Source organism: Alloalcanivorax venustensis ISO4, assembly GCF_015356855.1.
GTDB classification, from domain to species: domain Bacteria; phylum Pseudomonadota; class Gammaproteobacteria; order Pseudomonadales; family Alcanivoracaceae; genus Alloalcanivorax; species Alloalcanivorax venustensis.
In genome coordinates this window covers 78,234-94,767 of sequence record NZ_ARXR01000011.1, presented here as the reverse complement: position 1 = coordinate 94,767, position 16,534 = coordinate 78,234, and the positions used below count along the sequence as shown (strand labels likewise).

Below are 16,534 nucleotides of genomic sequence, written 5' to 3'. Positions count from 1 at the left end.
GTTAGGCACCATAGAATCTCCCACAGTCCGACACCCCGGCCCGGGACGATCCGGTAATCGCATGCTAAGGTTGGCGGCATCGCAGGGGGAGGAGAGCGCGGAATGTTCCATCGCCTTATCCGCACGCTGGATCTGTACGACGGGCTGCGGCTGCCGGTGCAAATCGGCCGCGAGGAGTTACTGCTGATTCATGAGGACGGCGCCACCTGGCTGGTGCAGCGCCGCTGCCCGCACGGGGAGTTTCCCCTGGAAAGGGCTTCGGTGCGCGGCGAGGTGCTGCGCTGTCCCGGGCACGGGCTGGAGTTTTCCCTGAGCAGCGGTCAGTGCCGCGGCGCCCAGGGCTATTGCCTGAAACGCTACCGGATTGATTACGACGGCCCCTGGATCGGGGTCAGCGACCTTTAGCGGCTGGCGACCGCGTCTTCCTTGGCCAGTTGCAGCTGATAGCGCAGCCGCAGCTGTTTGACCTTTTTCACGTAGGCCTGGGTTTCCGGAAACGGCGGGATGCCGCCGTAACGGCGCACATTGCCTTCGCCGGCGTTGTAGGCCGCCAGCACCTGGTCCAGGGTGCTGAATTTGTTCTGCAGGTAGGCGAGGAAACGGGTGCCGCCGTGGATGTTGGCGCTGGCGTCGAACGGGTCGGCCACTTCCAGGTAGCGGGCGGTGCGCGGCATCAGCTGCATCAGACCCTGGGCGCCGACCCGCGACACGGCGGTGCGGTCGAACAGGGATTCGGCGTGGATCACCGCTTTCACCAGGGCCGGTTCGACGCCGAAATCGTCGGCGGCGCGCGCGATCACGGTGTCGTAGCGGTCACGCCGGGCGGCGCTCAGGGTGGTGGGGGTGTAATTCCAGCCCTTGCGCACGGAGAGCAGGGTATAGCTGGCGTCGACCTTGGCGCGGGGCTTGTCCGTGAACAGGATTTCGCCGCCGTCGCCACGGTAGGTGTAGATGTTTTCCGCGATGGCCGGCATCGACACCCCCAGTGCCAAAACCAGGCCGCAGACCCCCGGTAATTTCATTGTTTTGTCTCTTACTGATTTTACATCCCGATTCCAGTTGAAGTGATACCACAGTATTAGCGGTCGGGCTAGGTGCCCTGTGCGGATTATTAGTCCGGGTTCTCACCTTTTCGCATCAGACGGTGATTTTCAGCGGCCAACCCGGATGGCGGGGCCGGGTTATAGTGATAGCATGGATTCGGGCGATTAGAGGAGGTCCTATGCTCTCCGAGCAGTTGCATGCCTGGGTCAATCTACTGACCACCTGGCTGGCCTTGGGCCTGCTGTTGATGGTGTTTCTGGTGACGGTGGCGGCCATGGTCCTGTGGGTGCAGGACCGCTATTTCCAAAAGGCCCACGCGATTCGACGGAATTACCCTCTGATCGGCCGTTTTCGCTACTTTTTCGAGCATATCGGCGAGTTTTTCCGTCAGTACTTCTTTGCCATGGACCGGGAAGAACTGCCGTTCAACCGCGCCCAGCGCAGCTGGGTCTACCGCGCCGCCAAGGACCTGAGCAATACGGTGGCGTTCGGTACCACCAAGCAGAACGCCGCCGGCCGCATCGTCTTTCTGAATACGCCTTATCCGACCCTGGAAAAGGACGCCGCCGAAACCCTGCCGTTGATGATCGGCCCCCACGCCGACCAGCCGTTCGTGGCACGCAGCTTCCACAATATTTCGGCGATGAGCTTCGGCGCGCTGTCCACGCCGGCGGTGCGGGCCCTGTCCCGGGGCGCCGGCCAGGCGGGCTGCTGGCTGAACACCGGCGAAGGCGGCCTCACCGAAATGCACCTGGAAGGGCATTGTGATCTGGTGTTCCAGATCGGCACCGCCTATTACGGCGTGCGCGATCAGGAGGGCAACCTGAGCGATGAAAAGCTGCGGGAGGTGGCCCGCCTGCAATCGGTGAAGATGTTCGAGATCAAGCTCAGCCAGGGCGCCAAGCCGGGCAAGGGCGGCATTCTGCCGGCGGAGAAAGTCACCCCGGACATTGCTCGCATTCGTGGCATTCCGGTGGGGCAGGCGTCGGTGAGCCCCAACGGCCAGCCCGGCATCCGCAGCGCCGGGGATTTGCTGGACATGATTGAGCGGGTGCGCCGGGTGACCGGTAAGCCCACCGGCATCAAGACGGTGATCGGTTCCTGGCAGTGGCTGGAAGAGCTGTTCATGGAAATCCATGAACGGGGCCTGGAGAGCGCGCCGGACTTCATCACCGTGGACAGCGGCGACGGCGGCACCGGCGCCGCGCCCATGTCGCTGATGGACGACGTGGGGCTGAACCTGGCCGAGTCGCTACCGCTGGTGGTGGACCTGCGCGACGGCTTCGCGCTGCAGGACCGGATTCGCATCATCGCCTCGGGCAAACTGATCACGCCGTCCATGGTCGCCTGGGCCATCGCCATAGGCGCGGATTTCTGTGTCTCCGCGCGCGGCTATATGTTCGCGCTGGGCTGTATCCAGGCGATGCAGTGCAACCGCAATACCTGTCCCACCGGGGTCACCACCCACAACCCGCGCCTGCAGCGCGGTCTGGTGCCCAGCGAGAAGGGCGCGCGGGTGGCGCATTTCCACGCCAATCTGGTCAAGGAAGTGGAGACCATTGCCCACGCCTGTGGGGTGGGGGAGCCGCGCCAGCTGCGCCGCCACCATGCCCGCATGGTCAACGCCAACGGCGACTCCATGCCCCTGGAAGAGCTGTGGCCGCCGATCGAGCCGGGGCTCTATCTGCGCCAGGGGCGGCCCAGCCTGCACGCGCCGTTCGCCCGTTTCCGGGTCGGCGCCTGAGGGCGTGGGCGCGGCGGCATAAGGGCACGCTATCAGGGTGATTAACCGCCTGGCCTTGTTCTTCACCGGGTGGCCGCCACAATAGCGGCCATCCCGCAGCGGTCTACGATTAAGGAGAGTGTTTTGTCTGACGAATTCGATCTGGTGGTCATCGGTGCCGGTTCCGGCGGTGTCCGCGCCGCGCGCATGGCGTCCGGCCACGGCGCCCGGGTGGCGATTATCGAGGAACGGTTCTTCGGCGGCACCTGCGTCAACGTGGGCTGCGTGCCGAAGAAGCTGTTCGCCTACGGCGCCGGCTTCCCGGAAGAGTTCGAGCTGGCCGCCAGCTACGGGTACCAGTTGGACGGCTGGCGGTTCGACTGGAACACCCTGCGCGACAACAAGACCCGTGAGATCGAACGGCTCAACGGCATCTACAACCGCATCCTGGATAACGCCGGCGTCACCGTGTTCGAAGGCCACGGCCGCATTGAGGGCCCCGGCCGGGTGTCCGTGGACGGCGACCGTGTTCTGGAATGTAAGCACATTCTGATCGCCACCGGCGGCAAGCCCCATGTGCCGGAACTGCCCGGCGACCATCTGGTGCGCATCTCCGACGATCTGTTCTATCTGGATAAATTGCCGGAGCGCGTCGCCGTGGTCGGCGGCGGTTACATCGCCTGCGAATTCGCGTCCATCCTCAACGGCCTGGGCGTGGAAGTGCATCAGCTTTACCGCCGCGATCTGATCCTGCGCGGCTTCGACGGTGAAATCCGCGAGTTCGTCGCCGAGCGCATGGCCGCCGCCGGCATTCATATCCATGTGAACACCGACGTCAGCGCCATTGAAGGCGACGCCGGCGGCGAGAAAACCCTGCGTCTGTTGAACGGCGACAGCCTGGTGGTGGATGAGGTGTTCTACGCCACCGGCCGGGTGCCCAAGCTGGACGGCCTGTTCGCCGAGGGTGTGTCGGTGCAGACCCGCGACAACGGCGCGGTGATCGTGGACGACGCCTTCCAGACCAGCGAGCCGGGCATCCACGCCCTGGGCGACGTCACCGACCGGCTGCAGCTCACCCCGGTGGCCCTGGCCGAAGGCATGTGGCTGGCGGCCCATCTGTTCGGCGAGCACAAACCGAAGGCGCCGCTGGACTACCGCGATGTGCCCACCGCCGTGTTCTGCCACCCGAACATCGGCACCGTGGGGCTCAGCCAGGAAGAAGCGCTGGCCGAGTACGGCACCATCCGGGTCTACAAGAGCCAGTTCCGGCCGATGCGCTACACGCTCAGTGACATCCAGGAAAAATCCATGATGAAGCTGATCGTCGACGACGCCAGCGACCGGGTGGTGGGCCTGCACATGGCCGGCGAAGAGTCCGCCGAGATCACCCAGGGCTTCGCCGTGGCGGTGCGCATGGGCGCCACCAAGGCGGACTTCGACGCCACCGTGGGCATTCACCCCACCTCGGCGGAAGAGCTGGTGACGCTGCGCGACGGCGAGACCGTCAGCGGCTGACCGCGGCCGGCGGAACGCCGGCCGCCGGACCGCCGGCCGCCGAAACGGTCACAGCCGTTCCAGCGTCACCGGCAGGCCGTCCTTGGGCACCGGCAGGCTGGTGGTGTCCACCGGCATCACATAGTCCGCCGGCACCCGCCAGCGGTACTTCAACAGCACCTGGTGGAGGATCGCCTTCACCTGCATGTCGGCGAAATGCAGGCCGATGCATTTGTGCGCGCCGCCGCCGAAGGGCACCCAGGCATAGGGGTGCACCTTGTCCTCGCGGCGGTGTTCGGCGAACCGCTCCGGATCGAAGCGCTCCGCGTCCGGCCAGTACTCTTCCATATAGTGGGTGAAGTAGGGCGCCATGGTGATAAAGCTGCCCTTGGGTATATGGAAGCCGTCGTATTCCACGTCACGCACGGTGCGGCGGGGCAGCGACGGCACCGGCGCGCACAGGCGCAGCGCCTCCTTCATGGCCAGGCCGATGCCCGGCAGCTTCTCCAGGTCTTCGTATTCCAGTTGGGTTTTGCCCAGCGCGCGGCTTTCCTCGCGCAGGCGCTCCTGCCATTCCGGCGCGCTGGCCAGGTGATAGAACAGATTGGACAGCGTGATGGTGGTGGTGTCGTGGGCCGCCATCATCAGGAAGATCATGTGGTTGACCACATCGTCGTCGGAGAAGCGGTCGCCGTCCTCGGTGGTGGCGTGGCAAAGCGCGCTGAACAGGTCGTTGTCTTCCTGGGCCCGTTTCGTCGGGATCTCATCGCGGAACAGTTGCTCCAGCACCCGCCGGCCGCGCAGCCCCTTGGACCAGCGCAGCCCCGGCACCGGGAAGCGCAGCAGCGCGGTGCCGGCGCGCACCGTGTCCACGAACGCCCGGTTGACCTGTTCGGAACGCGGGCCCAGTTCCTGGCCCATGAACACATCGGTGGCCAGGTCCAGGGTCAGCCGCTTGACCCGGGGCAGCACCTTGATGCCGCCCTCCGGCCAGGTGTCCAGGCCGGCGGTGATGCGCGGCCCCATGCGCTCCAGATAGCCGCGCAGGGCGTTTTTGGTGAACGCCTGCTGCATGATGCGCCGGTGCCAGCGGTGCTCCTCGAAATCCAGCAGCATGATGCCGCGATGGAAAAACGGGCCGATGAAAAAGTCCCAGCCGCCGTGGTTGGAGAACAGGTCGCCCTTGTTCATCAGCACGAACTGGTTGGCGTCCGGGCCCAGCATCTGCACCACCCGCAGGCCGAACAGCCGGGTCCAGGACACCGGACCGTACTGGTCGTAACGCTGTCGCATCAGGCCCACTGGATCACGCATACTGGTCAGAGTGTGCCCGACCAGCGGCCAGCCCGGATCTCCGGGGACCGACTTGAGGGGGCTGCCGGTGGGAACAGGCGCAAAGGGGGTAACGGCGCTCATGGATCACTCCGTGGTAAACATGGTGTATATCTATACTGAGCGCAAAACGGGAAGCGGGACAAGGGGGGTAAATGTCTTTCTGCCGCGCATTTACCCCGCACTGGCCAGGGAACGATCAATCCGCCAGAGGCGGCATGGTGTCGGCGCCGCCGCCACTCTTCAACGGCTTGTTAACGGGGTTATCCACAGTTTTTGTGGACGAAGGATGACAGCCGCCCACGTCGCTGCGGCCTGGGAGCCGTTCCGGCCCCTGTGTATCATTGCGCCATTCAGGTAAGGAGAACCGTGCATGCGAACCGTGGTGTTTAATCAGAAAGGCGGTGTGGGTAAATCCAGTATCACCGTGAATCTGGCGGCGATCAGCGCCGCCCGGGGCAACAAGACGCTGGTGGTGGACCTGGATCCACAATGCAACGCCAGCCAGTACCTGCTGGGCATGGGCGCGTATCAGCAGGAGCAGGGGCCGACGCCCAACATCGGCACCTTCTTCGCGCAGACGCTGTCGTTCAAGCTCAAGGAAAAAGCGCCCCGCGATTACGTGCATCTCACCAGGTTCGAAAACCTGTACGTGTTGCCCTCCGACGGTGAACTGGGCGAGGTGGAGCACCTGCTCGAATCCAAGCACAAGATCTACAAGCTGCGCGGCCTGCTGAAAAGCCTGGCGCGGGAGTTCGACGCCATCTACGTGGACACGCCGCCGGCGTTCAATTTCTACACCCTGTCCGCGCTGATCGCCGCCGACCGGGTATTGATTCCCTTCGATTGCGATGCGTTTTCCCGCAAGGCGCTCTATTCCCTGCTGGAGAACATTCAGGAGACCCGCGAGGACCATAACGAGGACCTGCGCGTGCAGGGCATCGTGGTGAATCAGTATCAGCCGCGCGCCCGCCTGCCCAAGGAGCTGGTGGCGTCGCTGGTGGAGGAGGGCCTGCCGATCCTCGACAGCAAGCTGTCCGCCAGCGTCGCCATGCGCGAATCCCACGAGTGCGCCACGCCGCTGATCAACTGGAGCCCCAAGCACAAGCTCACGCAGGAATACCAGGCGCTCTATACGGAACTCAGCAGGCCCGGCCGCTGACCCGGCGCAATATTGCGCATTGGTAAAAGGCGGCGCTATGTACTATCTTTGCCGCGTTTGTCCTCGGGCTGGGCAACAAAAGAAATGCAATAGGAGATGCTATGCGAACCCTTTCCAGGGGCGCCTTGGCGGTGGTGTTGTCGATAACCGGGCTGGTGGCCCCGATGGCCGCGAGCGCGGCTCTGAGCCGCGCCCAGTTGGAGGATCTGGAGCACCATCTTTGGCAAGTGCGCACGGATTATCACATGTATGCCGTGATGGACGGCAACGACACCTACCGGGTAGCGCTCAACGAAGCCGCTCAGCAGGCCGCCGAAGCGCTGGATGAACTGCGCGCCGCCAGCGAGTCCGACGCGGAGCGGGCCCTGGTCGCGGATCTCACCGACCGGTGGCAGCGCATGGCCGCCGACCAGGCGCTGCCGGCTCCGGGTGACGCCGAGGGCGAAGCGGCGTCCGGCGATCCGCGGCGGCTGGACGACCTGCCGGCGGAGATGGCCGCCGGCATCGACGACTTCGAAGGCGCCGCCGACGGTGACTACGACGACGTCCACGGGTTGATCAGCGAGCTGCAGCAGTTGACCTCGTCCTACGTGGCGATCATCGCCGACAACAACTACGACGACGGTGAGGGGCAACAGGATCGCGGCGCCTTCGAGCAGGCGGTGCCGGCGTTTTCCGACCGGCTCAAGCGAGTGCAGGCCGCCCACCGTGGCGACGGCAACCTCAACCGCACCCTGGAGCAGGCCGCTCTCAAGTGGGGGTTCATCCGCTCTTCCATGCTCAAGTTCGGTGACGACGCGGTGCCGTTCCTGGTCTACCGCTATACCTCGCAGATGACCAGCAGCCTGCAGCAGGCGGTGGAGCTGGCCACCTCCGAGGTCGCCAAGCCCACCATCGGTCCGCCCGAGTAGGGCTCAGTCGGCGCGCGCCTCCAGCCAGTCGGCGATCACCCGCCAGCACTGGCCGGGCGCCTTGCTGCCGGCGAACACCCCGGCGTGGCCGCCGGGGGCTTCCTCGAACCGCTTCTCGCGGCTGCCCACCACTTTGAGAATCTCCCGCGCGGCGCGCAGGCTGACGATGCGGTCGGTGCGTCCGCCGAACGCCAGCAGATCCTGGGTGATGGCGCCGAAATCCACCGGCCGCCCGCCGATGCTGAGACGGCCGTCGGCCAGGCTGTTGGCGAGCACCATCTTCTCGATCACTTCGCGCACCACCGCCCCCGGGTAATCGACCATGTCGTTGAACCACTGGCCCATGGTCATGTACTCGGTGAGGTAGTCCCGGTCGCCCATATTGCGCAGCAAATCCACATAGGACTGCACCAGCCCCGGCGGGTTGGTCATCTTGAAGCCCAGCGACAGCAGCCGGGCGGGAATGTGGAACAGCTTGCTGTCGAGCGGCTCCAGGCGCACCTGGAACCAGTCGTGGGCCTGCATGGCGGGGATCGCCGCGAGGCTGAAAATCTTGCCGAACGGCCCGCTTTTATGAAAATTCACCGGGCTGGCGATGGTCGACAGACTGCGCACCGGCGCCCCCGGGTGGCTGCCCAGATAGAGCATGCACAGCAGCCCGCCCATGCAGTAGCCGAGCAGATTCACCTGGTCCGACCCGGTGTGCTCGCGCACCCGCTCCACCACCTGCGGCAACCACTGGTTCACGTAGGTGTCCAGGTCCAGGTCGCGGTCGGCCTGGGACGGCTGGCCCCAGTCGATCAGATAGACGTCGTGGCCGCGCGCCATCAGATAACGGACCATGGACCGGTTGGGCATCAGGTCGTAGGTCCAGCAGTGGATGCCCAGCGCCGGCACCAGAATCAGCGGAATACGATGCTTCTCCCGCCGTACCGGTATCTCCTCGTCGCCGACCGGAATCCGCGCCATCGGCGGCAAACTGTAATGACGCAGCGCCATGATGCCGTTGCGGTAAATTTCGTCCCAGGGTGTTTTGTCGGTCTGAATGAAGCGCCGCGGATGACGGCGGCGCTCCACCATATGGCTCAATGCGCGCAGTGATGATTTCACGGAAGGACGTGGTGCCATGGAGGCTCCGCTGATAGCAATTGATCCCGAGTAAGGGTAGGCGGTAATCTTGCCGGGCCCGCAGTAACAGAGCATTGGCCCCCGTGACAAATTCAAAGCCCCCTTACACCCGCATGGACGTCTGTAACCGGTCCCTGGAGACCGTGCGCCATTCCCGCAACCTGGGTATGGAAGTGCTCAGCGCCGAAGAAGACGGCGTCCGTGTGCGCCTGCCCTGGCGCGAGGACCTGGTCGGCAACCCGGACACCGGTGTGCTGCACGGCGGCGCCATCTTCGCGATGATGGACCAGGCCGGCGGCATGGCGAACAGCTGCCGCCTGTACCCCAACTTCGAAATCACGCCGACCATCGATTTCCGCGTCGACCACCTGCACGCCCCGACACCGGGCAAGGCGGTGATCTGCTACGCCAGCTGCTACCGGCTCACGCCCAACGTCACCTTCGTGCGGCTGACCACCTGGGAAGAGGGCGAGGAAGAGGGGGAGCCGGTGGCCACCGGCCTGGCCACCTACACACGCATGAAACTGGATAAAAACGGGCGGGTGGTGTCCTGATGACCGATTCACTGAAAGCCTTGATCGAAGCCTGCCGCAACGGCGAAGCCAACTACCAGGACCTGGTGGACCGGGTGCCCTATGCCCGCTTCCTGGGTATCGAGTTGCTGGTGCAGGGCGAGGAACTGACCTTCATTCTGCCGCGCAACGAAAACAATATCGGCAACCCCACCTTGCCGGCGTTGCACGGCGGCGCCGTGGCCGGCTTCATGGAGCAGGCCGCGATCATCTTCATCCTGCTGGAAATGGGCGAGCCCAAGGTGCCCAAGACCATCGATTTCACCATCGACTACCTGCGCGCCGGCCTGTTCCGCGACACCTTCGCCGAATGCCGCATCACCCGCCTGGGCCGTCGCATCGCCAATGTGCACATCAGCGCCTGGCAGAAACGCCGGGAAGAGCCGATCACCATCGCCCGGGCCCACTTCCTGCTTTCCGAAGAAAACAACTAGCGGCGGCGATAGGGCAACGAAGGTGATATATTAGCGGGCCCGATAGGAGGCCCTCTTTGTCATTATCGCCGGTTGCCAGATCCTCGACCTTTACCCAAAGCCTGCTGCTTGCCGCGGTGGGCGTCACCGCCCTGGGCCAGACCCTGGTGTTCACGCTGCTGCCGTCCCTGGGCCGGGCCACCGGCCTGGCCGAGATCCAGGTGGGGCTGATCATCAGCTGCTCGTCGCTGGCCTTCGCCCTGGCCAGCCCGGTGTGGGGCTACCTCAGTGAACTCTACGGCCGCCGGCCGATCCTGATCATCGGCCTGAGCGGCTACGCCACCGGCACACTGCTGTTCGCGCTGGTGTTCCAGGCCGGGCTGGCCGGCTGGGTGAGCGGCGGCGTTCTGGTGGCGCTGCTGGTCGCCGCGCGCATGAGCCAGGCGGTGATCATGGCCGCCACGCCGCCGTCGGCGGCAGCCTACACCGCCGACATCACCGCGCCGGAGGCGCGCACCCGCGGCATGGGCCGCATCGGCGCCGCCAACAACCTGGGCACCGTGCTGGGCCCGGGCATCGGCGGCATGCTGGCGGCGGTGGCGCTGGTGCTGCCGCTCTATCTGGTGGCCGGTCTGGTGGCCTTGATGGCGGTGTTTATTCTGTTCTTCCTGCCGCCGTCGCCGTACCGCGGCGAGCCGCCGGTGCAGCGCCGGCGCACGGTGCTGGCCACCGGCCTGCGCGCCTATACCGACCGCCGTTTCCGCGATCTGTTGATCACCGGGGTGGTGCTGTTCATGAGCTTCGCGCTGGTTCAGCAAACCCTGGGCTTTCTGTTTCAGGACGCGCTGAACATGTCGCCCAGCGAAGCGGCCGGCGCCCTGGGCACCGCCATGATGGCGGCGGCGATCACCTCGCTGACCGGCCAGATTCTGGTGGTGCAATGGCTGCGCGCGCCGGCATTGGTGTTGCTGGCCCTGGCGGTTCCGGCCATCGGCCTGGGCGCCGGCGTGCTGTGGCTGTTCGACAGCCGTCTGGGGATGACCCTGGCGGTGATGCTGGTGGGTATGGGGATCGGTTTCGGCATGCCGGCGATCATGTCGCTGGCGAGCCTGAGGGTGGACAGTTCGGAGCAGGGCAGGGTGGCCGGGCTGGCCAGTGCGTGTCCGTCGCTGGGGTTCGTGCTCGGGCCGCTGGTGGGCACCGGGCTTTACACGCTCGACCACCGTTTTCCGTACATGCTGGTGGTGATGCTGATGGTGCCCCTGGCGGTGCTGGTCTGGCGGCTACGCCGGGCCGGCACCGCCTGAGGCGGTGGCGCGGAGCCCTGGATTATTCCTCGTAGGGAATCAGGGTCAGTTCCACGCGGCGGTTCTGCTGGCGGCCTGACGCCGAGCCGTTATCCGCGATCGGCTGGGTTTCGCCGAAACCGACCACGTCCATGCGCACGGCCTGCACGCCGTAGCCGCTGAGCACATCGGCCACCGCCTGGGCGCGCTGCTGGGAGAGCAGCAGGTTGTAGCGGTCGCCGCCGGTGCTGTCGGTGTGGCCGGCGATCTGCAGCATGGTGGAATCGTATTCCTTGAGGACTTCGGACACGGAGTCCAGCACGGAACGGAACGAGGATTTCACCTGGGTGCTGTCGGTGTCGAAGGTCACGTTACCCGGCATGTTGAGAATAATGTTCTCGCCGTCACGGGTGACGGAAACGCCCGAGCCTTCCAGTTTCTGACGCAGCTTGGCTTCCTGGACGTCCATGTAGTAGCCCACGCCGCCGCCGGCGATGGCGCCGATACCGGCCCCGGCCAGGGCCCGCTCTTTGCGCTCCTTGGCGCTGTCCGAGGTGGCGATACCGATCAGCGCGCCGCTCACCGCGCCGATGGCGGCGCCGCCGGCGGCCTTGGAAGTCTGTTTTTCCCCAGTGTAGGGATTGATGGTGCTGCAAGCGGACAGGGACAAAGCCCCGGCCAGTAAGAGGCATCCGGCAGTGCGTTTCATCATTACTCCTTGTTATCCATTGTTCCTGAGTGGCTCAACAATAAGCGATCAGGGCACCGAAACCATAGCGGTGCGGTAAAAATCGGTAAAGTAGGGTAGCACCGGGATGCGATCGCGGTCTCTTAAAGCGGCGGCGGGCGCCACATCAGCCAGATCGGAGGACCGTCGGCGGTGACCCGGTCCTCGCGGATCACCTCGAAACCGAAGCGGCGGTAGAGCGGCAGGTTGTCCGGCTCGCAGGTCTCCAGGAAGGCACCGTGGCGGTCCCGGTCGCACAGGGCGAGCACCGGCGCCAGCAGGCGGCGGGCGTGGCCGCGCCCCTGCTGGTCCGGCGCCACCCCCAGCACCTGCAGGTACCAGTGGGGTCGCTTCGGATGCAGTTGCTGAATATGCTGGATGCCGCCCAGGCGGCCGGGCAGGCGGGTGAGCCCGGTAATCGCCGCGAAGTCGGGCAGGAAGCGAAGCTGCTGCCACAGCCCCAGACGCCACTGGCCCGGCGGCGACCACAGCGCCGCCCCCACACCGGGTATATGATCGACCCGTCCGGGCAGGGCCAGGTGGCGCAGCTGCGCGGCCATGCCGCGCCGCAAGCGGACCTGGAAATCCTCCGGCCGGCACAGCCAGCGCCAGAACGGATCGTCGACGAAGGCGCGGGCCAGCAGCTCCACCACGGCGTCGAATTCGGCGCGGGTGCAATGCGGCTGCAAAAGAACCGGGGATAATGAGTAGGATGAAGGCATCCGGCGTTTGTAGCAGACTGACCGCGAAAAAGGAACGGTCGTGCCACCCGGAGGCAAAGCGTTCACACAATCCAAGGAGACACCATGCTGGCGAAGCGTGCGTCACTGGCCGAACTGGCCGGGGAACAATGGGACCTGATCGTGATCGGCGGCGGCATCACCGGCGCCGGCGTGTTGCTGGAAGCGGCCCGCCAGGGGCGCAAGGCGCTGCTGCTGGAACAGCAGGATTTCGCCTGGGGCACCTCCAGCCGCTCGTCGAAGATGGTCCACGGCGGGCTGCGCTATATCGCCCAGGGCGAAGTGCGCCTGACCCGCGACGCCCTGCGCGAGCGGGAGCGGCTGCTGCGCGATCTGCCCGGCCTGGTGGAGCGGGCCCAGTACCTGTTCCCACTGCGCGACGGCCGGTTCCCGGGGCGCTGGCCGATGACCGCGGTGCTGTCGCTGTACGACTTTCTGGCCGGCATTCGCGACCACCGTTTCGTGCCCCGCGCCCAGGTGCTGATGCGGGTGCCGGGGCTGGATACGGCGGGCCTGAACGGGGCCATGAGCTACACCGACGCCCTCACCGACGATTGCCGGCTGGTGGTGCGCTGCCTGCTGGAAGCGGCGCGGCATGGCGGCCGTTCGCTCAATTACGCCCGCGCCACCGCTATCCGCACCGAGAACGGCCGCACCGAGAACGGCCGCGCCCGGGTGGACGTCACCGATCTGGAAAGCGGCGACAGCCTGACCCTGAACGCCGGCGCGGTGATCAACGCCACCGGCGCCTGGGCCAACCGCCTGGGCGGCGCCGGGCAACGCATCCGCCCGCTGCGCGGCAGCCATCTGTTCGTCGATCCGGCGCGGCTGCCGGTGGCCGACTGCCTGACGCTGATCAACCCCCGCGACGACCGGCCGGTGTTCGTGTTCCCATGGGAAGGGGTCACCTGCATCGGCACCACCGACCTGGATCACGGCGACAGCCTGGACCAGGAGGCCCGCGCCAGCGGCGCGGAGGTGGACTACCTGCTGGAACTGATCAACGGACAGTTCCCGAAGGTGAACCTGGGCCGCGAGGACATCCTCTCCACCATGGCCGGGGTGCGCCCGGTGATCGCCTCCGGCGACGGCAAGGATCCCTCCAAGGAGCGCCGCGACCACGCGGTGTGGGAAGAGAACGGCGTGGTCACCGTGAGCGGCGGCAAGCTCACCACCTTCCGGCTGATCGCCCTGGACGCGCTCTGCGCCGCCGGCCTGCTGGGCCCGCGGGAGGCGCGCCGTGCCCGGCGCAGCAACGCCCCCTTGTTCCGGCCGCTGCCGGACGCGCCGGAACAGGTGGACCAGTTCCTTCATGGCGTCCAGGACGACGAGGCGCTGTTGCGCTGGGTGCTCAGCCACGAGGCGGTGGTGCATCTGGACGACCTGCTGCTGCGCCGCACCCGGCTGGGTCTGCTGCGCCGCGACGGCGGCGCCGGCCTGGCGGAGCGGCTGCGCGCGCTCACCGGCGAACTGCTGGGCTGGGACGCGGCCCGCTGGGAACAGGAATGGGCCCGCTATGAAGAGATCCGTGAGCGCTTTTACGGCGTGCCGCCGGCGGACCGGGACCGGGCCGCCGCCTGAGCCCCGAACGCTACCTTTGCATTACCGGAGTCGATCGCCATGCGCGTTACCGATCTGGCCCGGCGGGCCGACACCACCGCCGAAACCGTTCGCCACTACACCGATCTGGGCCTGCTGACCCCGCGTCGCGACCCACACAACGGCTACCGCCAGTACAACGGCGTCGACCTGTCGCGGCTGCGCTTCGCGCTGAAAGCACGCAGCCTGGGCTTCACGCTCGGCGACGTGCGTGAATTGATCGAAGAGTCGGAGGGCGGGGAAACGCCGTGCCCGAGGGTGCGGTCGTTGATAGAGGCGCGCCTCGCCGAAGTGGAAGCGCGCATCCGTGAACTGAGCGAGTTGAGCGCGCGCATGCGCGCCGCCATGGACGACTGGTCGCGGGCCCCGGACTGCCATCTGGGCGACGGCAGGGTGTGCGGCCTGATCGATTCCTTCAACGCCGAATCGGCGGCGCCCCGCTAGGACGCCTGGTCGCCGTTCTCTTCGGCGCTTTGCTCTTCCTTGATCAAACCGATCACCGACCAGCCGGCCCGGGGCTCCGGCTGGGACTCGGACGTGAACACGTGGATCCGGTCCTTGCTGTCCACCGCGAACAGCGGCCAGACCTGCCGGTTCTCCACCGCCAGATAGGCCTTGAAGTCGAACTCCTCGGTGATCCGCGTCTTGCGGATGTCCGCGCCCTGACTGAGCAGGCTGGCGAGGCGGGCATAGGTCATGTCCGGCCCGAACAGGGTGGCGCCCCGGTGGTGCGCGGCCACGTCGTGCTTCTCTTCCTTCTCACTCTGCCAGGGCAGGCTGTAGACATTCGGTTCGCCGAATTCCAGACGGTAGCGCATGGTCGCCATGGTGTTCAGTTCCCGGCGCGGGCTCAGGCCCAGCAATTTGCCGTAGCCCACCAGGTCCAGGTACTGATCCGCGTGGCTGGACACCGGGTTGCCGTAGAAGGTGGGCAGCCCTTCCATGCGCGCGGTGCGGATGCTCTCCCAACTGGAATCGGTGAGGATCACCGGGAAATTGTTCTGGCTCAGGGTCTGGCCGATGGCGCGGGCCACCGGATTGGCGCCGATGATCAGGAAGCCCCTGGGGCCCGGCTCGGCCACCTTGAGCAGCCGCGCCAGCGGCCGGGCGGTGACGCTCTGCAGCGCCACCGTGCCGATGATCACCATGAAGGTGAGCGGCACCAGCAGCTCGGCGCCGGCCACGCCGTTTTCTTCCAGACGCTGGGCGAACAGGGCGGACACCGCCGCGGCGACGATGCCGCGCGGCGCGATCCACGCCAGCAGCGCCTTCTCGCGCCAGTTCAGGCTGCTGCCCAGGGTCGCCACCCACACCGACAACGGCCGCGCCACCAGCTGGATGATCGCCAGCACCAGCAGGGCGGTGGCGCCCAGGCTCAGCAGCTGCTCCATTTCCAGGCGCGCGGCCAGCACGATGAACAGCACCGAAATCAGCATCACCGACAGGTTCTCCTTGAAGTGGAGAATGTCGTCGGTGCGCACGCCCTTGCGGTTGGCCATCACGATGCCGGCCACGGTCACCGTCACCAGGCCGGATTCCTCGCTGATGCTGTTGGACAGCACGAAGGAGCCGATCACCGAGGACAGCACCAGGAAACTGCGCAGATACTCCGGCACCAGGTGGCGGCTCAGCAAGGCGCTCAGCGCCAGCGCCACGGCGCCGCCCATGGCGGCGCCCACGGCGATCGCCTGGAAGAACAGCCACAGCCCGTGCAGCAGGGCACCCTGCTGGCCGGTGGCCACCACCAGCTCGTAGGCGAGTACCGCCAGGATCGCGCCCAGCGGGTCAATCACGATGCCTTCCCAGCGCAGCAGCCGCGCCACGCTCGCCTTGGGGCGCACGCTGCGCAGCAACGGCACGATCACCGTGGGGCCGGTGACCACCACCAGGGCGCCGAACAGCAGCGCCAGCTCCAAGGGCAGATTCAGCAGGCCCCAGGCGGACAGCGTCACCACGCCCCAGGTGATCAGCGCCCCCCAGGTGACCAGCCGGCGCACGGTTTTTTCCAGGCCGCGGATCTCGCTGAAGCGAAGGGTGAGGGCGCCCTCGAACAGAATGATCGACACCGCCAGGGACACCCCGGGCAGCAGCAGATCTCCGAATAACTGCTTGGGTTGGATCAGACCGGCCACCGAGCCCAACAACAGGCCGGACAGCAGCAACGGTAAAATGGCGGGCAGCTTGATGCGCCAGGAGGCCCACTGGCAGACAAACGCCACCACGGTGATCAGGGCCAACTGCAAAGGTACGGAGAGTTCCATGGGCTTCCTTGTCTGAGAGTGCGGCTATAGTCCCAGCGAACCCGGAGCGTCGCAAGCCCGATTTTTTTCATCCCGCTAACGGCAAAAACGACGGTGATAATGATAGGCTTGCCGACCTCCGTTGTACCGCCCAGGGATTCCC

General features: G+C 66.1%; 16 protein-coding genes. 10 read left to right on the top strand and 6 right to left on the bottom strand.

Annotation, left to right across the window (positions count from 1 at the left end; all coding sequences use genetic code 11):
• The first annotated feature begins 102 nt into the window (after positions 1 to 102).
• Positions 103 to 405, top strand: a complete 303-nt coding sequence (locus tag ISO4_RS08790) for a Rieske (2Fe-2S) protein (protein ID WP_194855942.1) — start codon at positions 103 to 105, stop codon at positions 403 to 405.
• Here ISO4_RS08790 and ISO4_RS08785 read toward each other — a convergent pair.
• Positions 402 to 1,022 (bottom strand): lytic transglycosylase domain-containing protein, encoded by a 621-nt coding sequence (locus tag ISO4_RS08785; protein WP_142949756.1) that lies wholly within the window; start codon positions 1,020 to 1,022, stop codon positions 402 to 404. The genes ISO4_RS08790 and ISO4_RS08785 overlap by 4 nt on opposite strands.
• A 200-nt stretch (positions 1,023 to 1,222) precedes the next feature.
• Between ISO4_RS08785 and ISO4_RS08780 the strand changes: the two genes are divergently transcribed.
• Both ISO4_RS08780 and gorA read left to right on the top strand, forming a co-directional pair.
• A complete protein-coding gene (locus tag ISO4_RS08780) occupies positions 1,223 to 2,788 on the top strand; it encodes an FMN-binding glutamate synthase family protein (protein WP_142949755.1) in 1,566 nt (521 codons plus the stop codon).
• A 123-nt stretch (positions 2,789 to 2,911) separates the two neighbouring features.
• Complete coding sequence (gorA, locus tag ISO4_RS08775; RefSeq protein ID WP_194855941.1) at positions 2,912 to 4,282, top strand: glutathione-disulfide reductase; 1,371 nt, start codon at positions 2,912 to 2,914, stop codon at positions 4,280 to 4,282.
• 48 nt (positions 4,283 to 4,330) lie between these two features.
• On the opposite strand, the gene ISO4_RS08770 is transcribed toward gorA, so the two are convergent.
• Entirely contained in the window at positions 4,331 to 5,677 is a 1,347-nt protein-coding gene (locus ISO4_RS08770; RefSeq protein ID WP_194855940.1) for a cytochrome P450, read from the bottom strand.
• 289 nt (positions 5,678 to 5,966) lie between these two features.
• Here ISO4_RS08770 and ISO4_RS08765 point away from each other — a divergent pair, with 289 nt between their 5' ends.
• Together ISO4_RS08765 and ISO4_RS08760 are read left to right on the top strand one after the other, a co-directional pair.
• The gene (locus tag ISO4_RS08765) at positions 5,967 to 6,755 is read left to right on the top strand and encodes a ParA family protein (protein ID WP_194855939.1); all 789 of its coding nucleotides are present in this window, start codon (positions 5,967 to 5,969) and stop codon (positions 6,753 to 6,755) included.
• Between the two features lie 101 nt (positions 6,756 to 6,856).
• On the top strand, positions 6,857 to 7,666 hold the full coding sequence (locus tag ISO4_RS08760) for a hypothetical protein (protein ID WP_194855938.1): 810 nt from the start codon (positions 6,857 to 6,859) through the stop codon (positions 7,664 to 7,666).
• A 3-nt stretch (positions 7,667 to 7,669) separates the two neighbouring features.
• Here ISO4_RS08760 and ISO4_RS08755 read toward each other — a convergent pair whose 3' ends face one another.
• The gene (locus tag ISO4_RS08755) at positions 7,670 to 8,794 is read right to left on the bottom strand and encodes an alpha/beta fold hydrolase (RefSeq protein WP_194855937.1); all 1,125 of its coding nucleotides are present in this window, start codon (positions 8,792 to 8,794) and stop codon (positions 7,670 to 7,672) included.
• A gap of 83 nt (positions 8,795 to 8,877) precedes the next feature.
• On the opposite strand from ISO4_RS08755, the gene ISO4_RS08750 reads away from it, so the two are divergent.
• Genes ISO4_RS08750 through ISO4_RS08740 form a run of 3 tightly spaced genes read left to right on the top strand, consistent with a single transcriptional unit; the run spans position 8,878 to position 11,086 of the window.
• The gene (locus ISO4_RS08750) at positions 8,878 to 9,348 is read left to right on the top strand and encodes a PaaI family thioesterase (RefSeq protein ID WP_255442606.1); all 471 of its coding nucleotides are present in this window, start codon (positions 8,878 to 8,880) and stop codon (positions 9,346 to 9,348) included.
• The gene (locus ISO4_RS08745) at positions 9,348 to 9,800 is read left to right on the top strand and encodes a PaaI family thioesterase (RefSeq protein ID WP_142949749.1); all 453 of its coding nucleotides are present in this window, start codon (positions 9,348 to 9,350) and stop codon (positions 9,798 to 9,800) included. The genes ISO4_RS08750 and ISO4_RS08745 overlap by 1 nt, the downstream gene beginning before the upstream one ends.
• Before the next feature lie 56 nt (positions 9,801 to 9,856).
• Positions 9,857 to 11,086: an MFS transporter gene (locus ISO4_RS08740; protein WP_228548015.1), complete on the top strand. Its 1,230-nt coding sequence runs from the start codon at positions 9,857 to 9,859 to the stop codon at positions 11,084 to 11,086.
• Between the two features lie 22 nt (positions 11,087 to 11,108).
• On the opposite strand, the gene ISO4_RS08735 is transcribed toward ISO4_RS08740, so the two are convergent.
• Complete coding sequence (locus tag ISO4_RS08735) at positions 11,109 to 11,774, bottom strand: OmpA family protein (protein ID WP_142949748.1); 666 nt, start codon at positions 11,772 to 11,774, stop codon at positions 11,109 to 11,111.
• Positions 11,775 to 11,896: 122 nt separating this feature from the next.
• Positions 11,897 to 12,514 (bottom strand): GNAT family N-acetyltransferase, encoded by a 618-nt coding sequence (locus ISO4_RS08730; protein WP_194855936.1) that lies wholly within the window; start codon positions 12,512 to 12,514, stop codon positions 11,897 to 11,899.
• A gap of 84 nt (positions 12,515 to 12,598) precedes the next feature.
• Here ISO4_RS08730 and ISO4_RS08725 point away from each other — a divergent pair, with 84 nt between their 5' ends.
• Positions 12,599 to 14,113, top strand: coding sequence for a glycerol-3-phosphate dehydrogenase/oxidase (locus ISO4_RS08725; RefSeq protein ID WP_194855935.1), 1,515 nt, complete (start codon positions 12,599 to 12,601; stop codon positions 14,111 to 14,113).
• 39 nt (positions 14,114 to 14,152) lie between these two features.
• Positions 14,153 to 14,575: a MerR family DNA-binding protein gene (locus ISO4_RS08720; RefSeq protein ID WP_142949745.1), complete on the top strand. Its 423-nt coding sequence runs from the start codon at positions 14,153 to 14,155 to the stop codon at positions 14,573 to 14,575.
• On the opposite strand, the gene ISO4_RS08715 is transcribed toward ISO4_RS08720, so the two are convergent.
• Positions 14,572 to 16,392, bottom strand: coding sequence for a cation:proton antiporter (locus tag ISO4_RS08715; protein WP_142949744.1), 1,821 nt, complete (start codon positions 16,390 to 16,392; stop codon positions 14,572 to 14,574). The genes ISO4_RS08720 and ISO4_RS08715 overlap by 4 nt on opposite strands.
• Positions 16,393 to 16,534 lie beyond the last annotated feature (142 nt).

What these genes read in the sequence shown, in the direction of transcription:
- ISO4_RS08780 (WP_142949755.1), top strand. Translation starts at nt 1,223, where the DNA reads ATGCTCTCCGAGCAGTTGCATGCCTGGGTCAATCTACTGACCACCTGG.
- ISO4_RS08725 (WP_194855935.1), top strand. Translation starts at nt 12,599, where the DNA reads ATGCTGGCGAAGCGTGCGTCACTGGCCGAACTGGCCGGGGAACAATGG.
- ISO4_RS08760 (WP_194855938.1), top strand. Translation starts at nt 6,857, where the DNA reads ATGCGAACCCTTTCCAGGGGCGCCTTGGCGGTGGTGTTGTCGATAACC.
- ISO4_RS08735 (WP_142949748.1), bottom strand. Translation starts at nt 11,774, where the DNA reads ATGAAACGCACTGCCGGATGCCTCTTACTGGCCGGGGCTTTGTCCCTG.
- ISO4_RS08730 (WP_194855936.1), bottom strand. Translation starts at nt 12,514, where the DNA reads ATGCCTTCATCCTACTCATTATCCCCGGTTCTTTTGCAGCCGCATTGC.
- ISO4_RS08785 (WP_142949756.1), bottom strand. Translation starts at nt 1,022, where the DNA reads ATGAAATTACCGGGGGTCTGCGGCCTGGTTTTGGCACTGGGGGTGTCG.
- ISO4_RS08770 (WP_194855940.1), bottom strand. Translation starts at nt 5,677, where the DNA reads ATGAGCGCCGTTACCCCCTTTGCGCCTGTTCCCACCGGCAGCCCCCTC.
- ISO4_RS08755 (WP_194855937.1), bottom strand. Translation starts at nt 8,794, where the DNA reads ATGGCACCACGTCCTTCCGTGAAATCATCACTGCGCGCATTGAGCCAT.
- ISO4_RS08790 (WP_194855942.1), top strand. Translation starts at nt 103, where the DNA reads ATGTTCCATCGCCTTATCCGCACGCTGGATCTGTACGACGGGCTGCGG.
- ISO4_RS08765 (WP_194855939.1), top strand. Translation starts at nt 5,967, where the DNA reads ATGCGAACCGTGGTGTTTAATCAGAAAGGCGGTGTGGGTAAATCCAGT.
- ISO4_RS08720 (WP_142949745.1), top strand. Translation starts at nt 14,153, where the DNA reads ATGCGCGTTACCGATCTGGCCCGGCGGGCCGACACCACCGCCGAAACC.
- ISO4_RS08745 (WP_142949749.1), top strand. Translation starts at nt 9,348, where the DNA reads ATGACCGATTCACTGAAAGCCTTGATCGAAGCCTGCCGCAACGGCGAA.
- ISO4_RS08715 (WP_142949744.1), bottom strand. Translation starts at nt 16,392, where the DNA reads ATGGAACTCTCCGTACCTTTGCAGTTGGCCCTGATCACCGTGGTGGCG.